General features: G+C 64.9%; 22 protein-coding genes and 2 pseudogenes. 12 read left to right on the forward strand and 12 right to left on the reverse strand.

Annotated features, from left to right (window positions below):
- Nucleotides 1–27: 27 nt before the first annotated feature.
- From IVA88_RS31060 to IVA88_RS31075, 4 genes are all read right to left on the reverse strand, one after another.
- Complete coding sequence (locus tag IVA88_RS31060) at nucleotides 28–1,038, reverse strand: ABC transporter substrate-binding protein (RefSeq protein ID WP_247500994.1); 1,011 nt, start codon at nucleotides 1,036–1,038, stop codon at nucleotides 28–30.
- A 28-nt stretch (nucleotides 1,039–1,066) separates the two neighbouring features.
- On the reverse strand, nucleotides 1,067–1,906 hold the full coding sequence (locus tag IVA88_RS31065) for an ABC transporter permease subunit (RefSeq protein ID WP_247500995.1): 840 nt from the start codon (nucleotides 1,904–1,906) through the stop codon (nucleotides 1,067–1,069).
- Nucleotides 1,903–3,201 (reverse strand): M20 family metallopeptidase, encoded by a 1,299-nt coding sequence (locus IVA88_RS31070; RefSeq protein WP_247500996.1) that lies wholly within the window; start codon nucleotides 3,199–3,201, stop codon nucleotides 1,903–1,905. The genes IVA88_RS31065 and IVA88_RS31070 overlap by 4 nt, the downstream gene beginning before the upstream one ends.
- Nucleotides 3,202–3,428: 227 nt before the next feature.
- The gene (locus IVA88_RS31075; protein ID WP_247500997.1) at nucleotides 3,429–4,634 is read right to left on the reverse strand and encodes an extensin family protein; all 1,206 of its coding nucleotides are present in this window, start codon (nucleotides 4,632–4,634) and stop codon (nucleotides 3,429–3,431) included.
- A gap of 97 nt (nucleotides 4,635–4,731) precedes the next feature.
- Here IVA88_RS31075 and IVA88_RS31080 point away from each other — a divergent pair, with 97 nt between their 5' ends.
- On the forward strand, nucleotides 4,732–4,905 hold the full coding sequence (locus tag IVA88_RS31080; protein ID WP_247500998.1) for a hypothetical protein: 174 nt from the start codon (nucleotides 4,732–4,734) through the stop codon (nucleotides 4,903–4,905).
- Nucleotides 4,906–4,935: 30 nt separating this feature from the next.
- On the opposite strand, the gene IVA88_RS31085 is transcribed toward IVA88_RS31080, so the two are convergent.
- The gene (locus IVA88_RS31085) at nucleotides 4,936–5,793 is read right to left on the reverse strand and encodes a DUF2147 domain-containing protein (protein WP_247500999.1); all 858 of its coding nucleotides are present in this window, start codon (nucleotides 5,791–5,793) and stop codon (nucleotides 4,936–4,938) included.
- Nucleotides 5,794–5,987: 194 nt separating this feature from the next.
- On the opposite strand from IVA88_RS31085, the gene IVA88_RS31090 reads away from it, so the two are divergent.
- Both IVA88_RS31090 and IVA88_RS31095 read left to right on the forward strand, forming a co-directional pair.
- Complete coding sequence (locus IVA88_RS31090) at nucleotides 5,988–6,758, forward strand: DUF2147 domain-containing protein (RefSeq protein WP_247501000.1); 771 nt, start codon at nucleotides 5,988–5,990, stop codon at nucleotides 6,756–6,758.
- A 322-nt stretch (nucleotides 6,759–7,080) separates the two neighbouring features.
- Nucleotides 7,081–8,538 (forward strand): FecR domain-containing protein, encoded by a 1,458-nt coding sequence (locus tag IVA88_RS31095; RefSeq protein WP_247501235.1) that lies wholly within the window; start codon nucleotides 7,081–7,083, stop codon nucleotides 8,536–8,538.
- 208 nt (nucleotides 8,539–8,746) lie between these two features.
- On the opposite strand, the gene IVA88_RS31100 is transcribed toward IVA88_RS31095, so the two are convergent.
- Nucleotides 8,747–9,316: an NUDIX hydrolase gene (locus IVA88_RS31100; RefSeq protein ID WP_247501001.1), complete on the reverse strand. Its 570-nt coding sequence runs from the start codon at nucleotides 9,314–9,316 to the stop codon at nucleotides 8,747–8,749.
- A 67-nt stretch (nucleotides 9,317–9,383) separates the two neighbouring features.
- Entirely contained in the window at nucleotides 9,384–10,247 is an 864-nt protein-coding gene (gene asd, locus IVA88_RS31105; RefSeq protein ID WP_247501002.1) for an archaetidylserine decarboxylase, read from the reverse strand.
- Between the two features lie 35 nt (nucleotides 10,248–10,282).
- Between asd and IVA88_RS31110 the strand changes: the two are divergent.
- Nucleotides 10,283–11,944, forward strand: a pseudogene (locus IVA88_RS31110) (aminotransferase class III-fold pyridoxal phosphate-dependent enzyme); the annotation flags it as partial.
- A 147-nt stretch (nucleotides 11,945–12,091) separates the two neighbouring features.
- Here the strand turns inward: IVA88_RS31110 and IVA88_RS31115 are convergent.
- The 3 genes and pseudogenes from IVA88_RS31115 to IVA88_RS31125 form a co-directional block, all read right to left on the reverse strand.
- Nucleotides 12,092–12,750: pseudogene (locus IVA88_RS31115) on the reverse strand (hypothetical protein).
- Between the two features lie 124 nt (nucleotides 12,751–12,874).
- Complete coding sequence (locus tag IVA88_RS31120) at nucleotides 12,875–13,564, reverse strand: methyltransferase domain-containing protein (RefSeq protein WP_247501003.1); 690 nt, start codon at nucleotides 13,562–13,564, stop codon at nucleotides 12,875–12,877.
- A gap of 35 nt (nucleotides 13,565–13,599) precedes the next feature.
- Nucleotides 13,600–14,652 (reverse strand): glycosyltransferase family 1 protein, encoded by a 1,053-nt coding sequence (locus IVA88_RS31125; protein ID WP_247501004.1) that lies wholly within the window; start codon nucleotides 14,650–14,652, stop codon nucleotides 13,600–13,602.
- Between the two features lie 273 nt (nucleotides 14,653–14,925).
- Between IVA88_RS31125 and IVA88_RS31130 the strand changes: the two genes are divergently transcribed.
- From IVA88_RS31130 to IVA88_RS31140, 3 genes are all read left to right on the forward strand, one after another.
- Nucleotides 14,926–15,627 (forward strand): L,D-transpeptidase, encoded by a 702-nt coding sequence (locus IVA88_RS31130; protein WP_247501005.1) that lies wholly within the window; start codon nucleotides 14,926–14,928, stop codon nucleotides 15,625–15,627.
- Nucleotides 15,628–15,732: 105 nt separating this feature from the next.
- Nucleotides 15,733–16,146, forward strand: coding sequence for a c-type cytochrome (locus IVA88_RS31135; RefSeq protein WP_247501006.1), 414 nt, complete (start codon nucleotides 15,733–15,735; stop codon nucleotides 16,144–16,146).
- Nucleotides 16,147–16,385: 239 nt separating this feature from the next.
- Complete coding sequence (locus IVA88_RS31140) at nucleotides 16,386–16,718, forward strand: GIY-YIG nuclease family protein (protein WP_247501007.1); 333 nt, start codon at nucleotides 16,386–16,388, stop codon at nucleotides 16,716–16,718.
- Nucleotides 16,719–16,834: 116 nt separating this feature from the next.
- Here IVA88_RS31140 and IVA88_RS31145 read toward each other — a convergent pair whose 3' ends face one another.
- Both IVA88_RS31145 and IVA88_RS31150 read right to left on the reverse strand, forming a co-directional pair.
- The gene (locus IVA88_RS31145) at nucleotides 16,835–17,101 is read right to left on the reverse strand and encodes a hypothetical protein (RefSeq protein ID WP_247501008.1); all 267 of its coding nucleotides are present in this window, start codon (nucleotides 17,099–17,101) and stop codon (nucleotides 16,835–16,837) included.
- The gene (locus tag IVA88_RS31150) at nucleotides 17,098–17,892 is read right to left on the reverse strand and encodes a DUF899 domain-containing protein (RefSeq protein WP_247501009.1); all 795 of its coding nucleotides are present in this window, start codon (nucleotides 17,890–17,892) and stop codon (nucleotides 17,098–17,100) included. Before IVA88_RS31150 ends, IVA88_RS31145 begins: the two co-directional genes overlap by 4 nt.
- Before the next feature lie 95 nt (nucleotides 17,893–17,987).
- Here IVA88_RS31150 and IVA88_RS31155 point away from each other — a divergent pair, with 95 nt between their 5' ends.
- The 5 genes from IVA88_RS31155 (at nucleotide 17,988) to IVA88_RS31175 (ending at nucleotide 23,985) form a co-directional block, all read left to right on the forward strand.
- Nucleotides 17,988–19,220, forward strand: a complete 1,233-nt coding sequence (locus tag IVA88_RS31155; protein WP_247501010.1) for a helix-turn-helix domain-containing protein — start codon at nucleotides 17,988–17,990, stop codon at nucleotides 19,218–19,220.
- 30 nt (nucleotides 19,221–19,250) lie between these two features.
- Nucleotides 19,251–19,889: a PQQ-binding-like beta-propeller repeat protein gene (locus IVA88_RS31160; RefSeq protein WP_247501011.1), complete on the forward strand. Its 639-nt coding sequence runs from the start codon at nucleotides 19,251–19,253 to the stop codon at nucleotides 19,887–19,889.
- Between the two features lie 137 nt (nucleotides 19,890–20,026).
- Entirely contained in the window at nucleotides 20,027–21,595 is a 1,569-nt protein-coding gene (locus IVA88_RS31165) for a DUF4403 family protein (RefSeq protein WP_247501012.1), read from the forward strand.
- 132 nt (nucleotides 21,596–21,727) lie between these two features.
- Nucleotides 21,728–22,852, forward strand: coding sequence for an ABC transporter ATP-binding protein (locus IVA88_RS31170; protein WP_247501013.1), 1,125 nt, complete (start codon nucleotides 21,728–21,730; stop codon nucleotides 22,850–22,852).
- A gap of 83 nt (nucleotides 22,853–22,935) precedes the next feature.
- Nucleotides 22,936–23,985: an ABC transporter substrate-binding protein gene (locus IVA88_RS31175; RefSeq protein WP_247501014.1), complete on the forward strand. Its 1,050-nt coding sequence runs from the start codon at nucleotides 22,936–22,938 to the stop codon at nucleotides 23,983–23,985.

Below are 23,985 nucleotides of genomic sequence, written 5' to 3' on the forward strand. Positions count from 1 at the left end.
CAGATTGCAACGCGGCGCGTCCCGACCTTAGCGGCCGGTCGCCTTCTCCAGATAGGCGGGCTGGATGAAGGCTTCGAAGTCGGCGCGCGGCAGCAGCTTCGGCAGGCGCTCCTGCTTCACCAGGAAGTCGGCGGTCGCGACCAGCGTGTCGACGAACTTGCCCTTTTTCGCGGATGTGCCGAGATACTCCTCCGTGAGCTGCTGGCTGCAGGGGATCATCCCGGTCCCCTTCATCATGCGCTCTGCGTCCTCGATGGGCAGCGAGAGCTCCTCCGCGATGATCTCCGCGGTCTTCTCCGGGTTCTTCAGCCAGAATTCGATGCCTTCGCATTCGGCCTTGATGAACCTGTCGACGTAGGACGGATACTTCTCCGCGAACGCGTTCATGACAACGCCGATGTCCCAGGTCGGGTAGCCGCGCTTGGCCATCTCCCCCGAGGTGACGAGGATCTTGCCGCCGTTCTTCACGGCCTTGCCGAGATTTGGCTCCCACAACCAGGCCGCGTCGATGTCGCCGCGAAGCCAGGCCGCCGCGATGTCCGACGGCGCGAGGTCCAAAATCTTCATCGAGGCGGGATCGACACCCTCGTCCTTGAGCGCCTGGAGCAGGAGATAGTGTGTCGTGGAGCCGAACGGTGCCGCCACTGTCTTGCCCTTGAGATCCCTCAGCGAGGTGATGTTCTTGTCGGCGCGCACCACCATCGACTCGACGTAGTCGAGCATGTTGATCACCAGGATGCCCTTGATCGGCAGGGCGCGCGTCGCGCCGATCGCGGTCGGCGGGTTGCCGAGGCCGCCGAAGTCGACGTCGTTGCCTGCAATCGCGCGCAGCATGTCGCCGCCGCCGCCGATCTTGACGTATTTGATGTCGACGCCCGGCATCTCCTTGGCGAGCAGGCCAAGATGCTTGGTGACCAGCTGTGCGTTCACGAGATTCAGATAGCCGACGGTCACCTTCGCGGGCTTGTCCTCGGCGCGTACTGCGGCCGTGAGCGCCAACGTGGCAAACGCGAGCGTTGCAATCAGTCTCTTTGTCATGTCGATCTCCCCTCGATCAAAATTGGATTCAGGCCCACGGCATCAACAGTTTCGCGATCGCGCGCATCATGAGGTCGAGCACGACGCCAGTGAGACCCAGCACGATCAGCCCCATGATCACGACATCGGACAGCAGGAATTTTGCGGCGTCCCAGATCATCCAGCCGATGCCGGCGGATGCCGCGACGATTTCGGCGGCGACGAGAACGGTATAGGTAAATCCGAGCGAGATGCGCATGCCGGCGAGAATCAGCGGTCCCGCCGCCGGCAAATAGACGTGGAAGAGCAGGTGGCGCCGGGTCGCACCGAGCGACTGTGCGGCGCGCACATAGACGGGGTCCACGCTGGTGACAGCCTGGATCGTCGAGATGACGATGCCCGGCAAACCGGCAAGAAACAGCAGCGACAACTTCGAGCTCTCGCCGATGCCGAGCCACATCACCAGCAGCGTATAAAGGCCGAGCGGCGGCAGCGGCCGGTAGAACTCGATCAACGGATTGAGCAGCGCGCGTGCGTTGCGCGACACGCCCATCAGGACGCCGAGCGGGATGCCGATCAGGCAGGCCAGGGTGAAGGCCGTGAGGATACGATAGAGGCTTGCGCCGAGATGCTGAAGCAGGGTCGCGCCCTGGTACCCCTTCGTCATGGTCTTGACGAAGGCGGCCCAGACCGCCTGCGGCTTCGGCAGGAACAGCTCGTTAGCCCAGCCCCTCTCCGTGACGATGGCCCAGCCCGCGAGCAGCACGGCGACGGTCAGCGTCGAGAGCAGCACCGATCGTGAGACTTTCGGAAGCCGCAGCCGCAAGCTGCCGCGTCGCGTGCGATCCGCCGAGACCGGAATGGCCATGGGGCTCGCCTCCACGCTCATGCCCGCACTCCCAGGATCTGCATGATGGTCAGCGCGTAGATCCGCGTCGCCATCACCGACTTCGTGATCGAGATGTTCTCGTTATCGACGGCCCAGCCATCTTCTCCGGGACCGAACGTCACCGCATTGATGCCGGCTTCGCGGAAACGGATCGTGTCGTTGAAGGCGTTCTTGCGGTTGACCCCTGGCTCGCGGCCCATCAGACGCCGGTAAACCCCGCGCAAGGAGCGGCAGGGCTCCTCCTCGACCGGCACCGGTTCGGTCGCGTTGACGAACAGCGAGCCGGGCACCTGGCGCACCTCCATTTTGACGTCGTTCACGCCCGCGAAAGTGTCCCGTCCGAGACGCTCGATATCCGAAATCACGCTCGACAGCGTCATGCCGGGCACGATGCCGACCACGGCGAGCGTGATGGTGCAGGCATCCGGCGAGAACTGCATCTCGCCAGGCAGGCCGGCCCGGATGCGCACGACGGCGCAGCAGGGCGGCGTATGTCCCATGAACTTGCTGGGCACATGCGTGAACGTCATGTCCTTCAACTTCGGCAACAGCTTTGCCGCTTCCATGATGGCGTTGACGCTGATGTCGGGACGCCAGATGTGCGACTTGATCCCGTGAACGGTGAGCTCGATCAGGCAGTGGCCGGAATTGGCCACCGACAGGTTCATGCCCCAGTCCTTGTTGACATCACCCCAGGCGGTCGGCTCGGCGGTGATCTCGTAGTCGGCGGTAAGGCCGACCTTGTTCAGCATGTAGATGGAGCCCTCGGTGCCGTTCCGCTCCTCATCGACGGTGTAGCAGCACATCAAGGTGCCATCGAACTTCACACCCGCTTCGATCAGGGCCTGCACTGCGAGCAGCGATGCAGCGAGGTTTCCGCGCGTGTCGGACGTGCCGCGCGCATAGAGCAGATCGCCGTGGCGCGTCGCCTTGAACGGATCGAAATCCGTCATGTGCCATTTCTCGGGTTCGACGACCGGATAGGTGTCGAGGTGATCGTTGAGAATGAGCGAGGGCGCGCCATCCCGTCCCTTGAGCACGCCGAGCACGTTCGGCCGGTGCGGCTGCGCGCTGTGCTTGGTGACCTCCATGCCGAGCGCTTCGAGCTTGCCCGCGACCAGCATCGAGATCGCCTCTTCCTCGGCAGGCGGCAAATCGGGATCCAGCGGATTGCCGGAACGGGGCTGCCCGGTGCGGATCAGTTCGGATGCGAGTTCAAGCCAGCGCTCCTCGGTGATATGCGACAGCACGCGCTGTTCGAGTTCGGAATAAGGAGGGGTGACAGGCATCTGCATGACGGATTCCGCTGGCTCACGGCGCCGGCAGCGCCGCTTCGTGGCAGCCTCCTCAGTGCAGCGACCGTGCCAACTGCCGGAAAAGCCCGCAGCCTCACAGTTATCGTTTTGATTTCAATGACTTAGAAAAGAATCGCGAATGCGCAAATTTTTGCGCCCGAGATGCGCTCTGCCGAAGACGCGGCGCGCCGGCTGAACACGCAGGGCTCAGCGCGAGGCCGGAACTTCTAGTCGTCCGCGTACTCGTCTTCTTCGCGCTTGTGCGCGGTGCTCTTGCGCGTACCGAGCGAGCCGGTCACGGAGGGATCGCGCGCATTCGCATAAGGATTGCGCCGGCCCGCCCGCCCTGCGACCTCCTCGCCGGAGACAGCGGCGGGCTGGCAGATCAGGCGACGGCTGGCGCGGCGCATCAGATCGACGTGGATGTGATCGTAATGATAGACGTTCGAGCCCGGCGCCAGCACCGTGGTGAAATGCACGCACGCGCCCGACTGCACGTCACGCAAAAATCCCTGCTCTTCCGGCATGCCGCGCCAGCCATCCTTCACGGTGACGCGGCGGCCGTCGGCGAGCACGAAGGCGGCGATGTCGAGCGCATTGCCGAAGGCGTGCTCGGAGATGTGGGCATGCGAATTGCCGTTCATGCCGCGGCACGAATAGGCGGAGATCTGCTTGATCTCCGCGACGCGGGTGCCGAACCAGCGCATCGCCGAGGGCTGCACGGTGTCGGCGAGCCAGCGGTCGAGTTCGGAGACGATCGGACAGGCCAGTGTCGCAACCGGCTTGATCGCAACAGGGCCGACGGCGGTGACGGGATTGCCCTGCGCCGGACCAAGCCGCGGCGGCGGTTGCTGCGCGGGCGCCTGCGAGTAAGGCGCCGGCCGCGCCGGATAGCTCGGCGCATTCATATAGCGCGACGCGCCCGCGGCATCGATACCCTCGGGCGGCAGATCGATCTCGTCTTCCTGCGGCGCCACGCCGGGCGCGTTCAGCGACACCGGGCCGGACGGCGCGCCGTACCCGGAGGGCTGGCGCACCGCGCTCTCGGGATAGTTCGACCGTTGCGGATAGGAGGATGCCGGAGTGTTCTGGCTCTGCGGGTAATTCGATCGCGGCTGCGTCACCGGCCAGCGCGGCTGGTTGCCGATGCTCCCGGGCGGGCGCAGTTCCTCATCGGCAAAGCCGTAGCTGCTCGAGGCTTCGCCGATGGCGGCGACCTTGAGCGGAAACTCGGCGCCGCACATGCCCGGCCCGGAGATCGGGTCGATGCGGACGAGATCCGGCCCCTCTTTCACCGCGCCCGATTTCAGGCACGCGGCTTCGGCCTCGGCCCGCCACGGTTCACGTTCGGCCTGGAAGAAGCCGCGTCCGCAACCCGCTAGCGAAACAAGGACGATGGAGCCGACGAGATACAAACGAACTCCGCGCGTCATGCACGCACGTTCGGTGAATTTACTTAAAGACTCTTCAACGTGTTGATTTCAGCCTTCTTTAACCATGCCGGCCAGCGCACGGCCGAACCCTGGCGCGATGAGCGACAGCAAGGCTTACTTTTTCGAAAAGAGACTTTCTGTTAACCATGCTCTCGCGCAAAGTGGCGCGAACAGCTGGAGCGATCTCATGACGTTCGCCGGCAGACTGAGCGTTATCACCGCCTACCTCGCCATGGCCTTCGTCGGCGCCATCGTGCTCGGCATGATCTAGCGACTCCTCAACGCGCGCGCCTGCGCTACGCTACGACCGTGCATTCCCCTGCCGCGAGGTCGTGATCAGTTTCTCCGGCCGCTCTTCGGCTCGCGTCCAGTCGTTACCGGAACACCAGAAGTGGCCCAATGCGCAGGCTTCGACGTGAAGCATGCCAGAACTCCGCAGCGTCATTGTCGCATAGTAGGTGCTGCCGCTGGAGCGGCTGTAGATATTGCCGGTCCAGACGTCATGCGTTTTTGGCTTCATGTTGACGAGCACGCTCTCACCCCTACTCGACGCCTCGGTCAGCGCGTAACCGCACAGTGCAGGGCCGCAGCGTTCGATGCGAACCGTGCCCTTGGCGCCCGCGCTCTCCCACTCGCCGAGCGGCAAATAGGCCGGCTCGTCGTCGCCGCGCTGCGCGATCGTCCTGGTCTGATTGATCTCGGGCCTCGGCGCGACAACCGGCGCCTCCATGCGCGGCGGATCGAGCGCGACGGTCTTCGGCGGATCCGTCCGCGGTAGCTCAACCCTCGGCGGACTGGAGCTTGGCGCCTGCGGCAGGACAACGGGCTGCGACGTCGTTGATGCAACGACAGGACGCGTCGGCGCCGATGCAGGCGCGACCACAATGGCTTGCGCCGGCCTGACCGGAGCCACGGGATAGACCGGCTGCGACGGCGCAGCCACCGGCGGCGGCGCAGGCGGGACCGGTGTCGTATCGACGTCCGGCCGAAAGCTGCGATTGGAGGAAACCGAAACACAGGAAGGCGATCGGCAATTCCTGGGCGACTCGACCTGGAACCGATGACCACCGATCGAGAAGACGTAGGAGCCGGCCTCGGCTGCGGGCGAAATCGCCATCAGCGCGATCAATGTGCCAAGCGCAGTTACAAGCCGCATCATCAGCGCCTCCCGCTGTGTCGCGACGACGTTACGCAGATGGAATCGGGATTGAATGTGCGCTGCCTCACCCAGCACAGGGGAGCCGTTGTGACGTCTATCACAGAACGCCCGGCCAGCCCGGCGTAGGGTCGCACCACACTTCATCCACCAGCGACTTCAGTCCATATCGGACCACACATCTTTCAGAGGTTGTCATGAACAAGCTCACCATCGCCGCCACCGCGCTTTTCCTCGCTTCGACCGCCGCCGCGCATGCCGGCAATGCGGTCTCGTTCCAGATCGAAGGCCAGCACATCCGCATCGAGACGCCGCGCAACTGCGCCTCGCTCAACTGCGTGACCATCGTCGCGCCGGGCCTGTCGGACAAGCCGATCAAGCTCAACAACATCAACCTCAAGGGCCTCGGCTCCAAGGATGATGACGTCGACACCACCCCCGCTCCGGCCACGAACACGCAGCCCGCGCAGGCTCCGGTGCAGCAGCAGCCGGTGCAGCAGGCCCCGGTGCAGGCGACCGCGCCTTCAGTTGCTGCCCCGGCCGCGCCGACCACGACGATTGCCGCTGCTCCCGCCGCCAGCTACGACAACGCGGCGCAGACTGCGCCCGTTGCAGCTCCTGCTCCCGTTGCCGCGCCCGCACCGGCCACGGTTGCTCCGGTCGCCGCCGCGCCTGCGCCGGCCGCCAACACGCCGATCGGCGTCTGGGCCACCGAAGAGAACAAGGGCAATGTTCGCGTCGAACAGTGCGGCGCCAATCTGTGCGGCTATGCCGCGAAGACCAACGAGCGCATCCTGATCAACATGAAGCCCGAGGGCGCGAAGTGGAGCGGCCGCATCCACGATCCCGACTCCGGCCGCAATTACGACTCGACGATCGCGATGAAGGGCCCGAATGCGATGCGCGTGCAGGGCTGCGCCTTCGGCGGCATGTTCTGCGGCGGCCAGACCTGGAAGCGCGTGAGCTGACGCACCACCGTCGTCCCATACTCTCGTCATCCCGGGCGATGCAAAGCATCGGCCCGGGATCTCGCGCGACAACTCCACTTTGCCCCCTCACCCTGAGGAGCCTGCGAAGCAGGCGTCTCGAAGGGCGAGGCCCCGGATCGAGAGCCGGGCCTGCATGGTTCGAGACGCGCGCAAGAGCGCGCTCCTCACCATGAGGGGAAAGAGTTGCATTTGAACGTTCACCGCTCCCGTGCGATAGACATTCATCCGCCGTTCAGCTGCATCAGGCTGATATCGGTCGATCTCGCCTCGCGTTTCTCACCGGGACCTCCTCTTGAATTTTATCGTGGCCTGGCGCCGCTTCACGTTCGCGCTTGTGCTGCTGGCGTTGCCGCCGGCCGACGTGAGCGTGGCTTTTGCATCCGACGCGATCGAGCTCGCGCAGGCGCAGCCACAAGCGCAGCCGGCGCCCGCCCCCTCTCCGACGCCATCGGCGACACCCGCTCCTGCGACGGAGGCACAGCCCGCTGCCGTCGAGCCGATCGGCAACGTCGCGACGGTGACAGGCATCGCGACCGTGATCCGCGACAGGAATTCCTATCCGCTGCGGGTGCGCGACGATATCTATCTCAACGACGTCGTGCAGACCTCCTCGAACTCCTCGCTCGGCATCACCTTCAATGACGCGACCACGTTCAATCTCTCCGCCAGCGCAAAAGTCACCATCGACACTTACGTCTATGAGGACGGCGGCAAGCAGAACGCAGGTGTGTTCGACATCGGCAAGGGCACGGTCGCCTTCGTCGCGGCGGCGGTGGCAAAGACCGGCAACATGAAGATCACGACGCCGACCGCGACGCTCGGCATCCGCGGCACCACGGGCGTCGTCGACGTGCCGGAAGGCGCCGCTGCGAACAGCACCAACAACGTCAACATCAAGCTCTATCCCGACGCCGACGGCCGGGTCGGACACATCGACGTCGATGACCGCACGAGCGGGACGCGGCTCGGCGCGCTGACGCAAGGATCGAGCGGTTTTGCGATCCGGCCGGGCGCAGCCGCTGCTGGCGTCATGCGCTTTGCCGCGGTGCCGATCACGATCGCGCCACAGCAGATCGCGCGCGACCGTGGCTTCGTCAGCCAGGTCCATCTGGCGCAGACCACGGGCCGGCAGATCGTCACCGAGCAGCGCGACTTCCGCCGCGCCAATCCGACCGCCAGCCCGCGCATCCCGCGGCCGCTGCAGCCGCCGCAACAGCAGCAATTGCGGCCGAACACGGCGCCCGGACAACAGCCGCAGCGGCCGAATGGCCAGCCCGGTCAGAACAACCGTCCAGGCCAGCAGCAGCCCGGCGCGCCAGGCCGGCAAGGTGCTCAACCGCCGCAGCGGCAGGGCCACGGACAGGGTCAAGGACAGGGTCAAGGGGGCGCCGTGCAGCCGGGCACACCGCGCGCGGGTCAAGGTCAGCAACAACAAGGCCAGAAGCAACGTGCGGGACGTCCGGCAGCTACGCCGCGTACAGGGCACGGCGCGCAGCCTGACGGCACGCCGCAAATCCAGCCGCAGCGCGGTGGACAGCTTCCGACGCAGCCCGGCGGAGTCGTGCTGCCGCAGCCGGGCGGGACGCAGCAGCAGCCGCAACTGCCGCACACCGGCATGCAGCCGGGGCAGCCGCCCGCCGCTCAACAGCCAGGCATCCAGCGCCCGGGCGGATTCCAGCAGCGCCTCCCCGCCGCGCAGCGTCCCGCAGCCCTGCGAAGGCAAGTGCCAGTTCCAAAGGAGAAGAAAGAGCGGCGGTGATTGTGCCGCCCCTCACCCTGAGGATTGACGTCGATCGCGATCAGCCTCCTCCTCTTCGTCATTGCGAGCGCAGCGAAGCAATCCAGAGTCCCTCCGCGGAAAGATTCTGGATTGCTTCGCTACGCTCGCAATGACGACTTGGAGAGAGCTTGGTGCTATCTCGCCATCGTAACTCGCGGACATTCTCTTACCCGCAGGACGGGCAAACTCACGCCTCGCCGCGCAGCCAAGTCCGCACCTTCTGCAACAGACCGTGTCGCGGCTCATCAACAGAAGCGACTTCGGCCGGTGTCACCGTCTGCAGTGCTGCATCGACGTCGTCTGCGGCCAACGCCGGCGTCGGCTCCGGATCTGGCGACGATGCCCATCCCGCCGCCGCCAGCGCGATCGGGCCGACTTGCACAAGGAACACGCGCTCGTACTCTCGCGACAGGCGCGCGAGCGCGTCTTCCAGCGTCAGCCAGTCGACCGCCTTGATGTCGCTCATCAGCTTGCGGACGGGACCGCCCTCGGCCTCCATGCGCCAGAAATGCACGACCTTGGAGCGGCCACCGGACTGATAGACGAGCGTGCCCAAAAACTCATGGATGGCGACGTCGTGGCCGGTCTCTTCCAGCACCTCGCGATGCGCGGCCTGCTTCGGCGTCTCGCCGTCGTCGAGCTTGCCCTTGGGCAAAACCCATTCGTTGCGCTTGCGCTGGCGCACGACGGCAATCAGCGGCGGCGCACCACGCCGCAGCACAATACCGCCCGCCGCCATGACCGGCGCCCGCGCCATCAGAAAATCCGTAGTCGTAGAAGCGTCCCCACGGACGATATAGGCGGCCGACGCGGCGGATTGAAGGCTAGTTTTTTCTGAGCAGCGCTTGACCTGCGCGAATGCGCGTGCCTTCGGCGATGCCGTCGCAAAAGGTGAAATCGCCGGGCGCGAGGATGATGATGGTCGAGCCATGCTCGAACCAGCCGAGCTCCTCGCCCTTGCTCACGTTGACGTCGCAGGGAAAATTGACCGGCCCCCTGGTCTGCGCATTCAGCACCATGTCGAGGAAGTGCAGACGGATGCTTGCGACCAGGATCGCGGCGACCGGCACCAGCGTCACGGCCTCACCGGTCGACAAATGCGTGCGGATCACCGCGCGCTCGTTCTTGCAAAAGAGCCGCTCGACCCGCTTCAGCGCGATCGGATTCACGTTCCAGACATCGCCATGGATCAGCGTGACGCGCTCGATATGCGCGTCATAAGGCGCGTGGAAGCGGTGATACATGCTCGAGGTCAACCGCAGCGTGACGAAGGAGCCGTTGCGGTGCTGGTCGACGAGCGCGGAATCACCGAGCAAATCGAGCAGCGAGTAAGGCGCGCCCTTGACCTGGAACAGCTCGGTGTCGGCGATCCGGCCATGAGCGCCGACGATGCCGTCAGACGGACTGGCGATAATGGAGGGGTCCGGATCAAAGAGCCGCAGGCCGGGCTTGAGCTCCCGGGTGAAGCAATCGTGCAGGCTCCTGAAATGGGTCTTGTGCGCCTCCGACAGATCGAGGTCCGAGAACAGCTTCCACAGCGCTATCGAGCCGTCCCGCACCAGCGGATTCTCGATCTTGGAGAACCAGCCCATGAAGCGGGTCAGGGCCGCGCGGGGGATGCGGTTGGTCAACAGGAAGTTGAGGTCTTCCTGCTGCGTGAAAGAGGCGATGAGGGCTTTGACTGTCATGAATCTGTCAGCTCGCAGTATTAGCGCTTGTTGTCATGGAAACGACACTCCCGATTCTCTCTTTGTCCGTGGCCGCCGCAGCGTCCGCTGCCGCCGCCTTCCCGAAGCTGAAAGCGCGCCTGGAGCTCTCCCGCGCCAAGCACCGCTCGCTCGCCGGGCACTCCAAGATGTCGCGCCGCGTGGCAAAGCTGCTCCCCTTCTACGAATTCGAAGGCGACGCGTACTTCGCCTGCGACGGCGCGCCGGCGAACGTCGCAGCGCAGCGCAAGGACGGCTTCTTCCGTCTCGCCGCCCTCTACGCCGAGCGCTACCCCAAGGGCCGCGCGATGACGAAGGAAGCGGCGGAAAAGATCTCCGACCTGCACTTCACCGAGACCTACCGCGTGCCGTTCCAGTTCTCGCGTCTGGTTCGCGAGCATTTGGGCACCTCGACCTTCGTGGAGTCGTCGCGCGGTGTCACGGCCACCGATGTCGACGGCAACACCGCCTACGACCTCACGGGATCCTACGGCGTCAACATCTTCGGCAACGACTTCTACAAGGAGTGCATCGAGGGCTCCGAGAAGCGGGCGCACGCGCTCGGACCGGTGCTCGGCCCCTACCATCCCGTCATCCTCGAGAACGTGGCGCGGCTGTGCCAGATCTCGGGCCTCGACGAGGTCTCCTTCCACATGTCCGGTACCGAAGCCGTGATGCAGGCGGTGCGGCTCGCGCGCTACCACACCAGGCGCACGCATCTGGTTCGCTTCGCGGGCGCCTATCACGGCTGGTGGGGCGACGTGCAGCCCGGCGTCGGCAATCCGATTCCCGCGCACGAGACCTACACCCTCGCCGAGATGTCGCAGAAGACGCTGCACGTTCTGCGGACGCGCAAGGACATCGCCTGCGTGCTGGTCAACCCGCTGCAGGGGCTGCATCCGAATGCCAATGCGCCCGGCGATTCCGCGCTGGTCGACTCGTCCCGCGGCGGCAATTTCGACCGCGCCGCCTACACCGAGTGGCTGAAGAAGCTGGGCGAGGTCTGCACCGAGCGCGGCATCGTGCTGATCTTCGACGAGGTCTTCGTCGGCTTCCGTCTCGCCGCAGGCGGCGCCCAGGAATATTTCGGCGTGCGCGCCGACATGGTGACCTACGGCAAGAGCCTCGCCGGCGGCCTGCCGGTCGGCGTCGTCTGCGGCAAACGCGAGCTGATGCGCCGCTTCCGCGACGACCGCCCGGCCGACGTCTGCTTCGCCCGCGGCACCTTCAACTCGCACCCCTACGTCATGACGGCGATGGACGAGTTTCTGAGCCGGCTCGCCAGCCCGAACTTCCGCGCCGTCTATGACGGACTGGACGCGACCTGGAACGGCCGCGCGCAAAAGCTCAACCGGATGATGACCGATGCCGACCTGCCGGTGCGCTTCGCGAACTTCTCGTCGATCTGGACCGTGAAATACACCACGCCGTCCCGCTACAACTGGATGCTGCAATATTACCTGCGCGCCGAAGGCCTGTCCTTGAGCTGGGTCGGCACCGGCCGGCTGATCTTCAGCCTGAACTACACCGACGCCGATTTCATGGAAGTGGCCGAGCGCTTCGTCCGCGCCGCCGAGAAGATGAAGGCCGACGGCTTCTGGTGGCACGATGGCGTCCTCACCAACAAGACCATCAAGCGGCAGATCCTGAAAGAGATGCTGGCCAAGCGCCTCGGGCGCGGAGGCCAATTCCTCCAACACCGTCATGGCCGGGCTTGTCCCGGCCATCCACGCGTCTCCGCGCGCTAGCTCCAAGACGTGGATGCCCGGGACGAGCCCGGGCATGACGCAACCATCAGACATCGGAGGCCTTGGTGAGAACGGCGCTCAGGCGTGCTGCTCTTCGAGCCTGGGCTCGCCGATGAGGCCCAGCGTGTGCTCGGGGTTGAGATGCAGGCCGGGATCCATCAGCTCGCCCCGCAGCAGCGCCAGCGGCGCAGCGCGATAGAGCACCAAATCGTGGAAGGGATCGGTCAGGATCTTCGTCATCCAGACGAGGCCGGTCTCGACGTCGCGGATGAAGAACAGGTGCACCGTGCGGAACAGGAGACCGCCGCCGCCGACGACGAGCCAGATCTTGGCGACCTGCCGCATGAAGTCGGCCGCGCCCGCCCAGGGCGTGAAAAGGCCGAACAGCGTGGGATCGACCAGCAGCACCAGCGGCGACAGCGCCCAGATCGACATCAGCACGACCTTGCGCTGAAGATTGTAGCCGACCTTGATCTCTTCCTTGTGCTCGTGCGTCGCCTGGTTGATTTGGTCGTAGCCGTGCGGCTCGAAGAAGAAGTGACCGGCCTGGCGCGAGGTCATCGAGACCAGCCAGCCCACCAGCGCGGAGACCATGGGATCGACAAACAGCCAGACATAGGCGACAGGAAGCTCAGCGCGCTGACGAAGTGCAGGCTCTGATTGATGCGGCTGTGGTGATAGTAGCGATGGTCGTCCCAGCGCTGGATTCGCAGCTGCTCGAGATAGTTCTTGATCATGCTCTCCCCCAAATGCTTTCGGGTTCAGGATTTACAGGGATTCGACGTACGTCGTGTGACATCATCATTCTGTCATGTGGCGATGTGCAGCGCCGCGACGACGCTCGCGACGCGTGAGCTTGGATTACGCCGCCTTGGCGAGTTCGATCTTGCGGAAGCGCACCAGCGAGAAATGACCGAGCGGCGGAATCAGGCGGCGCTCGGCGAGCTCGACGCCGTCAGCACCGGCCAGCCATCTGGCGTAACGCGACCAGGCGAACTCGGCGGTGCGGAAGCCAAGCGGACGCACCACCGGCTGCAGCTTCTGCTCGATGAAACGGCGCATGCCGGTATCGGCGCTGACGCGGGTGAGGATGATCAGCTCGCCGCCTGGGCGCAGCACGCGGGCGAATTCGTCGAGCGCGACCTCCGGATTCGGCACGGCTGTGACGACGTATTGCGCCATCACGACGTCGAAGGAATTGTCGGGGAATTCGAGCTTCTCGGCATCCATCACCGCGAGACCCTCGACATTCTTCAGCTTGCCCTCGGTGACGCGCTGGCGCGCCTTGTCGAGCATCGCTTCCGATATGTCGGTGCCGAAAATGCGCAGATGCGGCGCATAGAGCGGCAGCGAGATGCCGGTGCCGACGCCGACCTCGAGCACGCGGCCGCCGATCTTGTTGGTAGCCGCGATCGCAGCCTGCCGGCCCTTGGCGAACACGCCTCCGAACACGAGGTCGTAGACCGGCGCCCAGCGGTCATACGCCTGCTCGACGGTGCCACGGGTGAGGTCGAGCTGCTGGGTGCCGTCGAGGTTCATGGTCTTAGCCATCGATGAGGTTCTCGCTGTGGTTCAGAACGTTGAGGTCAACTGCGCACCGGCCGCCGCGCCATGCGAGGCGAGGCGCGCAAGGCACGGCTGGGCTGAAGTGAAGTGAGGTTGCCGACGAACTGGCGCGCGCTGTTTTCCCAGGAACGCTCCAGCGCAAAGTTACGGCAGGTCTGGCGCGACATGGTGAGCGCGCGCAGGCACGCGGCGCGTAAATCGTGGTCGATCGCGCCGATCGGATGATCGGCGATGACGTCCTTCGGGCCCGTCACCGGAAACGCCGCAACCGGCGTGCCGCAGGCGAGCGCTTCGAGCTGCACCACGCCGAACGTGTCGGTGAGGCTCGGAAACACGAACACGTCGGCGGCGGCGAGATGAGCGGTGAGATCGGCGCCCTTCTTCTCGCCGAGGAAGACGGCGTCGGGATATTTCTTTTCGAGGGCACACTTCTGCGGGCCCTCGCCGACGACGACCTTGGTGCCGGGCAGGTCGAGCGAGAGAAATGCTTCGAGATTCTTCTCCACCGCCACGCGACCCATCGTCATGAAGATCGGCCCGGGCAGATCCAGCTTTGCCGGAGAGTCAGGATGGAAAAGTTCGGTGTTGACGCCGCGCGTCCAGAAGCCGAGCCGCTTGAAGCCGCGCTCGGACAGCTCCTGCCGCAGCGAGGGCGTCGCCACCATCGTCATCGCGGCGGCATCGTGGAAATGGCGCAGCACGGCATAGCCGACGCCGGCGGGAATGCCGGTCCGCACCGAGACGTATTCGGGAAAGCGTGTAGTGTAGGAGGTGGTGAAGGCAAGCCGGTTGCGGCGGCAATAAGCCCGGGCCGCCCAGCCGATCGGTCCCTCGGTCGCAATGTGCAGGGCTTCCGGCGCCGCCTTCTCGATCCGCCGCGCAATCTCCTTGCCGCTCGGCAGCGCAATGCGCAGCCCCGGATAGGTCGGCAACGGCCACGACCGAAAGCCGTCCGGCGTGAGGAAGTCGATCTCGACATCCAATGCCTTGGCCGCGCCAGCCAGCGAGGTCAGCGTCCGGACCACACCGTTAACTTGCGGATGCCAGGCGTCAGTCGCGATTAATACCCGCATGGGAAAATCCCGAGAGTTTGATGATTCTCGGCTTTCGACCATCAACCACGGATATTTCAGGCGTGTGACGTCATGGAAGTGTCGGCCCGCTGTTTTGTTCGTTAACGGGTCCGCGCAGCCACGAAACCGTCATGAAACAATCCTTTCCGCCATGAAACCGTTTTCGGGTTTCCGCGCAAACGTCCCGAAACTTCTTGCCGTTAGTGATTTACGTAACAGAGCACCGAAACGGTGCCGGGGTGACGAAGAACACCGCGCAAACAGGGGCGACCAATGATCAATCTGGACACGTTGAAGAAAAATTCGCGCGCCGTTGCTTTTGGCGCAGCGGCTGTGATCGCGTGCGCAGGCCCAGTCAAGGCCGCGCCCGTGCAGCTCTTCCCGTTCTTCCAGCCGCTGCCGCCGATCGCAGCGCCGCAGCCGTACCAGCCTTATCAAGCCACGCCCTATCAGGCCGTGCCGTCCGAAGATCAGGACGCCATCGAAACGCCCGCGCGCTTCCGCCGCCAGACCGTCTCCTACGCGACGCGTGAAGCGCCGGGCACCATCATCATCGATACGCCCAACACCTACCTCTATCTCGTGCTCGGCAACGGCCAGGCGATGCGCTACGGCATCGGCGTCGGCCGCGACGGCTTCACCTGGTCCGGCACCCAGTCCGTGACCAAGAAGGCCGAGTGGCCGGATTGGACCCCACCGCCGGAGATGATCGCCCGCCAGCCCTATCTGCCGCGCCACATGGCCGGCGGCCCCGGCAATCCGCTCGGTGCCCGCGCCATGTATCTCGGCGGCACCATCTACCGCATCCACGGCACCAACGCGCCCGACACCATCGGCAAGCACGTCTCCTCCGGCTGCATCCGCCTGACCAATGACGACGTCGCGGATCTCTACTCCCGCGTCAACGTCGGCACCAAGGTGATCGTGCTGCCGATGACCGAGCGCCGCGCGGAATTGGGAGCCGCGACGCGGTAAGCGACAGGACATTGTGACGCAAACGGCCCCGGAACCCACCGGGGCCGTTTTCGTTTGCCTCCCGATGCGCGCGCGTGCTGCGGCGCGACCCCGATGGAGGCGCAAATGCAATCACGCCCGCAAACGCCAGGCACATGGTTGCGCGCGATCGCGATCGCCGGCGCATTTACGCTGCTGCTATCCGCGCCCTGCTCGCTCGCGCAGCAGCCGGCGAGCGAGGACGCAGCACGGCAGGCCTTCAACAATTCCTGCCGCACCTGCCACTCGGTGAAGGAAGGCGACAATCGTCTGGGTCCCAATCTCAGCAAGATCGTCGGACGCAAGGCCGGCTCGCTGCCGAACTACAACTATTCTCCATCGATGAAGGAAGCCGGCTTCGTCTGGGACCAGGACAAACTCACCCGCTTCATGGTCAAGCCCGACGAGGTCGTATCCGGCAACAAGATGCAGCCCTATGGCGGCATCTCGGCGGAGGAAGCGGCGAAGGTGGTTGCTTATTTGCAGGCGACTTCGCAGTAACCAGCCCCGCGATGGAGGGGCCACTTTCGTTTGGCGTCGGTGATCGTGGCCATCCTTCGAGACGCCCACCTGCGGCGGGCTCCTCAGGATGAGGGCGGATTGTGTTGCCGCTAGGCGTCTGTCTGGCGAATTGACGCGGCAACGAATGCCCATAATGCTTGCGCCAGTCCGCAACCAGCAGTTAGCCTCATCCTGAGGAGCGCGCTCTTGCGCGCGTCTCGAAGGATGAGGCGGGCACGATGACCGAGGGCGCGTACCTCTACATTCTCAGATGTGCCGATGGCAGCTACTATATCGGAACGACGCGAACCGAACTTGAAATCAGGATCGCCCAGCACAACGCAGGGACATTCGCCGGCTATACGAAGTCGCGCAGGCCGGTGACGCTGGTCTTCTCGCAATGGTTCGATCGCATCACCGACGCGATCCAATGCGAGAGGAAACTCAAGAAATGGAGCCGCGCCAAGAAGGAAGCCTTCATGCGCAGCGATTTTTCCGAGCTGCATGAGCTAGCGAAGCGCGGATCTCATCATCCTTCGAGACGCCCGCCTCCGGCGGGCTCCTCAGGATGAGGGCGGAGTGCGCGGCATCATCCTTGCGGCGGCATCGATGCCAATTAGCCTCATTCTGAGGAGACCGCGAAGCGGTCGTCTCGAAGGACGAGGCGTTCGCACCGGCGGGAGACCGCTCATCCGCTCCTCCACTTCGAGACCAGCCTCAGCCATGCCGCCGAATGAAACGCGCTCATCAGCAGATACATCGGCACCATCCCGCCCAGCAAAGATCCGTGTCCGGCACACAGCATGTCCGCCGGGCCGCCGCCGAGCACGGCCGTCAGCAGGGCCATGATCGCGAAGGTCGGGGTGGCCGCGAGCCCCAGCCATCTGGCGAGGTGACGCGCGGCCACGACGCCATCACGGCTGGCGTCCGCGGCCGCGCTCATGGGATCGGTCATGTCCTTTCGCCCGCTGCCTCCTCGCGAAAGGCCTTCTCGCCGGCGGTCGAGATCTCGACCCATTTTTTGTCGGGCGCGGCACCTTCGGTGTAGCTGTCGTGCCAGTTCCACCATTTGTAGGTCGGCGTTTGCGGATAGCCCTTCGGCGAATCCTCCCAGACCTCCTGCCGTCCCAATGGCGTGATGTCGAGGTAGTTCCAGGTGCCGCCCATCTGCTCGTCGCCGCGGCTCTTGACGAAGTAGGTGCGGAAGACGCGCGTTCCGTCGCGGTAGAACACGTTGGTTCCGTGCCATTCATCGACGCCGAAATCGGCGTCAAAGCTGTCGGTCACGGTGACCCATGGCATGGTCCAGCCCATCCGCTGCTTCAGCCGTGCGATATCGGCTTGTGGCGCGCGCGAGGCGAACACCAGCGTGGTGTCGCGGGCATTGAGGTGCGCGACATGGGCGACCTGGTCGGCCACCATGGAGCAACCGCGGCAGGCATGATCGGGCCAGCCGAACACACCCGGCTCGAAGAAGGCGCGGTAGACGATCAGCTGCCGCCGGCCCTGGAACAGGTCGACCAAACTGACCTTGCCGCCGGGGCCCTCGAACGCATAGGTTTTGGCGACTTCCATCCACGGCATGCGCCGGCGCTCGGCGGCGAGCGCGTCGCGGGCACGGGTATGCGCCTTTTCCTTCAGGAGCAGTTGCTGCCGGGCGGCCTCCCAGTCCTGCGGCGACACCACCGGCGGTGTTTGCATGGCGTCCTGTCTGTTAGTTTCTGCATTGTCTGCTGATGTCATCATGGCTCTCCAAAGCTATTTCCGCACATTGTCGGCCGTGAACGATTTCTCGCACCGGACAGTTGCGTCGTGGGAGTAACAAGTGTGGCGGGATTTGAATGGACTCGCTGATCACGGCCGCGGCCCGGGCGTTAGAGGCCGGCGATCCGCTCGGCGCGCTGAACCGCGTTGCGCTGCGCAACGATGCACCTTCGCTGGCGCTGCGCGGCATCGCGATGGCGCAGCTCGGCGATCTCGCGAAGGCGAAGACGCTGCTGCGGAGCGCCGCACGCGCGTTCGGGCCGAGAGAGGCCGTGGCGCGCGCAAGATGCGTGGTGGCGGAAGCCGAGATCGCGCTCGTCTCGCGCGACCTGAATTGGCCGGCGAAGACGCTCGCGGCCGCGCGGGCGACGCTCGAACGACACGGCGATCTCGCCAACGCCGCCCATGCGGGTCACATCGAGGCGCGCCGTCTTCTCCTCGTCGGGCGCCTCGACGCGGCCGAACGCACGCTGGCCGAGATCAAGACCACGCCGCTGCCCCCGGCTTCGCAGGTCGCGCGCGAGCTCGTGATCGCCGGCATCGCCATCAGGCGGCTCAGAACGAAAGACGCGCGCGCGGCGCTTCGCCGCGCGGCTCGCGCAGCACAGCAGGCCGGCATTGCAGCGCTTGCGGCCGAGGTCGAAAGCACGACCTTGGTGCTCGATAGGCCCGCGGCGCGCCTGATCACGCGCGGGCACGAACGGCCGTTGCTGCTTTGGGAGGTCGAGGACCTCGTGACGTCGGAGGCGCTCGTGGTGGACACGTTCCATCACGCGGTTCGCAGGCGAGGCATCCTCGTGCCGCTCGAAAGGCGTCCGGTGCTGTTCGCGCTCGCCCGCATCCTGGCGCAGGCCTGGCCCGCGGATGTCTCGCGCGAAGCGTTGATCACAGGAGCATTTCAGGCAAGGCACGTCGACGAATCGCATCGCGCCCGGCTCCGTGTCGAAATCGGGCGGCTCCGCACCAAGCTCAAGCCTCTCGCCGATGTCAACGCGACCAGGCAAGGTTTTGCGCTGACACCGCGCAAGACATCGCACAAGACGCGGCAGGTCCTTGTACTGGCGCGGCCCGTCGAGGAGAAGCACGCCAATGTGCTCGCCTTCCTCTCCGACGGCGAGCCCTGGTCGAGCTCGGCGCTCGCGCTGGCGCTGGGAACGAGCGCACGCACCGTGCAACGGGCTCTCGAACAGCTGGCGCGATCGAACAAGGTGCAGTCGTTCGGACACGGACGGGCGCGGCACTGGATGACGCCGCCCGTCCCGGGTTTCCCGACAGGCTTGTTACTCCCAGGACCGCTCCTGAAGACGTAAGGTGGGATTCACACCACAAGGATCAAGCAGATGAAGCGTTCAGCCGCCGAGATTGTCAGGGAATACGGGCCCTTTGCGGGCGTCGAAGCCGTGCACGGCGTCACCTATGACGGAGCCCATGTGTGGTTCGCGTCCGGCGACAAATTGAACGCGGTCGATCCGGCCGACGGAAAGATCACGCGCTCCATCGATGTCGCCGCACATGCGGGAACGGCGTTCGACGGTCGACACCTGTTCCAGATCGCCGAGGACCGCATCCAGAAGATCGACGCTGCGACCGGCAAGGTGCTCGCCACCATCCCTGCACCTGGCGGCGGTGGCGACTCCGGATTGGCCTGGGCCGAGGGCTCGCTCTGGGTCGGGCAGTATCGGGAACGCAAAATCCATCAGGTCGATCCCCAGACGGGAAAGGTTCTCCGCACCATCGAAAGCAAGCGCTTCGTCACCGGCGTGACCTGGGTCGACGGCGAGCTCTGGCACGGCACCTGGGAAGGCGAGGAAAGCGACATCAGGCGGATCGACCCTGAGACCGGCAAGGTGCTGGAGCAGCTCGACCTGCCCGCCGGGACGATGGTTTCAGGGTTGGAATCCGATGGCGGTGATTGTTTCTTCGCCGGCGGCGGAAGTCGCGGCAACGTGAGAGCGGTCCGCCGTCCGAAGCGCAGCTAGGTGCGCAGTGACGAATGCGCGGCAACGGCGCGTCCGCAGCCGTTAACCTGTTCGCCCCAATTCCACCCCATCCATGCGCTCTAGCGCCCTCCTCGCCTGCCCTGTAGACTTCTGCCCCGGGGCGGCCTGGGGGATTGATGCGACTGACGCTGAACTTGAAAACTGTCCTGATCGCCGTCGTGGTGCTCGTGGCGTCGTTTTTCGTCAGCCTGAAGGCGATGGACTGGCTGTCGCCGCGGGCGACGAATTCCGCGCCGCCGGTCGCGCAATTGCCGCCGCTGCCGCCGGTCGCGAAGAGCTCGATCGTGGTGGCGCCGGTCGCCATCGCGCTGTCGGCGATCCGCGAGCAGGCCGAGAAGGCCGCGCCGCGCAATTTCGCCGGCAAGGCCGAGAACCCGATTTCGCAAATCCTGCAGGACGCCGACATCGGCTGGTCCGCCGTGCGCGGGCCGATGTCGGCTGCCGGCGACAAGGACGTTCTGACAATCTCGACGCCACTTAACGGCAAGCTGAACGTGACGGGATCGCTGTCCTCGAAAGCCACCGGCGCACTCGGCGAGGCGCTCGGCAGCGTACTCGGCGGCAATGCCGCAAAACAGATTGGCGCGGTCAATATCAAGAATTTGAACGCCAGCGCCGAGATCAAGGGCAACGTGGTCGTGACCGCGCGGCCGAAGCTCGCGGCCAACTGGCATCTGGAGCCCAATCTCGGCGCCCAGGTCAATCTCGGTGACACCAACCTCAACGTCGCCGGCGCCAAGGTCAACGTGCCGGCCCAGGTCAAGCCGCTGATCGACAAGACCGTCGGCGAACAGATCAACGCCGTTTCCGAACGCATGCGCAACGATCCGAGCTTGCGAGAGAACGCGAAGCTGCAATGGGCCAAGGCCTGCCGCTCGATTCCGCTGCAAGGCTCGGGTTCGTCGGCCGCGCTGCCGCCGCTCTGGCTGGAGATGAAGCCGATCCGCGCCATCGCAGCACAGCCGCGCGTCGACGCGCAGGCCGTGACCCTGCTGATGGGCCTGGAAGCGGAGACGCGCGTTACCTCGACGCCGACCAAGCCCGACTGCCCGTTCCCCGACAAGATCTCGATCGTGCCGCCGACCGGCACCGGCGTGAACATCGGTATTCCGATCGACGTGCCCTTCACCGAGATCAACAAGCTGATCGCGGCGCAGATGGTCGGCCACACCTATCCCGAGGACGGCTCCGGTCCGGTGGACGTCACCGTCAAGAGCGTCAACGTGATCCCGTCGGGCGAGCGCCTGCTGATCTCGCTGCTGGTGCGCGCCAAGGAGAAGAAGAGCTGGCTCGGTCTCGGCGCCGAAGCGACCGTGCACATCTGGGGCCGGCCGATGCTCGACCAGGCGCAGCAGACGCTGCGGCTCGCCGACATCCAGCTCGCGGTGGAGTCCGAGGCGGCCTTTGGCCTGCTGGGTGCCGCGGCGCGTGCGGTGGTGCCGCAGATGCAGCAGGCGCTGGTGCAGAAAGCGACGATCGACCTGAAGCCGATTGCCGCCAACGCGCGCGAGAAGATCGCCGCCGCGATCGCCGACTACCAGAAGAACGAGGACGGCGTTAAAGTCGAGGCCAGGATCGACAGCCTGACGCTCGCCGACATCGCCTTCGACTCCAAGACACTGCGCGTGATCGCGGAAGCCGGCGGCTCGCTGAATGTGTCCGTGACGAAACTGTCGGGGATGTAGCGCGCGCCTTTCCTCAACGGGTCCGTGCGCGTCGTCGTGCGCCGCTGGCATTCTGGTCGGAGGATGCTAAGCTGTTCCTCGCAGCCTCGGACGAGGTGCTGGCAGCACTGGTGCTGATAACGCGAGGACAACATGGAAGCCGGCATGGTCACCCCTGCGCCGGCACTGGTGCGCTTTTCCGGCATTCAAAAGACCTACGATGGCGAGCACCTCGTGGTGAAGAACCTCGATCTCGAAATCACGAAGGGCGAGTTCATCACCCTGCTTGGCCCGTCGGGCTCGGGCAAGACGACCACCCTGATGATGCTGGCCGGTTTCGAGGTTCCGACCCATGGCGATATCTACCTCGCTGACCGGCCGATCAAGAACGTGCCGCCGCACAAGCGCGACATCGGCATGGTTTTCCAGAACTATGCCTTGTTTCCGCATTTGACGATTGCGGAGAATATCGCCTTCCCGCTCTCCGTCCGCAACACGAACAAGGCCGAAGCGCAGGAGCGCGTGAGAGCGGCGCTGCGCATGATCAAGATGGAAACCCTGGCGCACCGGCGTCCCGGGCAGCTGTCCGGCGGTCAGCAGCAGCGCGTGGCGCTGGCCCGCGCCCTGGTTTTCAATCCGCAACTGGTGCTGATGGACGAGCCCCTCGGCGCCCTCGACAAGCGCCTGCGGGAGCAGATGCAACTGGAGATCAAGCAACTGCACGAGACGATGGGCATCACCGTCGTCTACGTCACCCACGATCAGAGCGAAGCGCTCACCATGTCGGACCGCATCGCGGTGTTCAACGACGGCATCGTGCAGCAGATCGACAGGCCCGACGCGCTGTATGAGCATCCGGTGAACAGCTTCGTCGCCCATTTCATCGGCGAGAACAACGTGCTGGCCGGCACAGTCGAGACGGTCGAGAAAGAATATTGCCGCGTTGCGCTGGCTGGCGGCGGCGCCGTGACCGCGCGAGCGATCAACGTATCGGGCGTGGGCGCATCGACCTCCCTGTCGGTGCGGCCGGAGCGGATTGCCATTATGCCGGATGGCACCTCCAGCGACGAACCGAACCGACTGCCGGCCAAGGTGAAGAACACCATCTATCTCGGCGACCACGCGCTGGCCGTGCTCGACGTCGCCGACAACAGGGAGTTCATGGTCAAGCTTCAGCCGGGGACGCATGACGGCCTAAGACCTGACAGCCTAAGACCTGGCGATAGCGTGTTCATCACCTTCCGCCCGGAGGACTGCCTGGCCCTCGATCCCGTCTGATCCAACCATGCAGCATCCTTCCAACGCCGGCGGACCTGCATCGACCAAGCTCAACGCAATTCAATGAAGAAGGAACAAAGACCATGCTGAAGCGCAAGATTGTTCTGGGTGTCGCCGCAGCAGTCGCCGCCAGCGCGGCGCTGGCCACGGTCGCGCAGGCGCGTGACCTCACCGTCGTGTCGTGGGGCGGCGCCTATCAGGATGCCCAGAAGAAAGTCTATTTCGAGCCTTTCAAGAAAGCGGCCGGTATTCCCTTGAACGACGAGTCATGGGACGGCGGCGTCGGCGTGTTGCGCGCCAAGGTGCAGGGTGGTGCCGCCACCTGGGACGTCGTCCAGGTCGAGAGCGACGAACTGGCGGTTGGCTGCGAGGAAGGCCTGTTCGAGAAGATCGACTATTCGAAGATCGGCGGCGAAGCCGCCTATATCCCGCCGGCAGTCAATCCCTGCGGCGTCGGCGCCATCCTCTACGATTTCGTTCTCGGCTACGACAAGGACAAGCTGAAGGACGCCCCTCGCGGCTGGGCCGACTTCTTCGACACCAAGAAGATTCCCGGCAAGCGGGCCTTGCGTCAGGGCCCGAAGACCACGCTGGAGATCGCTCTCATGGCCGACGGCGTCGCGCCAAAGGACGTCTACAAGGTGCTGGCGACCGACGAGGGCATCGAGCGCGCCTTCAGGAAGCTGGACACCATCAAGGGCGACATCGTCTGGTGGAAGGCCGGCGCTCAGCCGCCGCAATTGCTCGCCTCCGGCGAGGTGGCGATGACCTCGGTCTACAATGGCCGTATCGACACCGCAAACAAGAACGAGAAGAAGAATTTCGGCATGGTGTGGGACGGAGCGCTCTTCACCCTCGACAGTTGGGTCATCCTGAAGGGCAGCCCGAACAAGGACGCGGCCTACAAGTTCCTGGACTTCGTCGGCAAAGCGGAGAACCAGTCGAAATTATCGGAGAACATTGCTTATGGCACATCGAACAAGGACGCAGCCGGACGGCTCGCGCCCGCCGTTCTGAAGGACCTGCCGACCGCGCCTGACAACATCAAGAATGCGGTCGAGATCAACGTTGCCTTCTGGCTTGAGAACATCGACCGCCTGACCGAGCGCTTCAACAAATGGGCCGCGAAATAG

It is taken from the genome of Bradyrhizobium sp. 149, assembly GCF_023073915.1.
GTDB lineage: Bacteria > Pseudomonadota > Alphaproteobacteria > Rhizobiales > Xanthobacteraceae > Bradyrhizobium.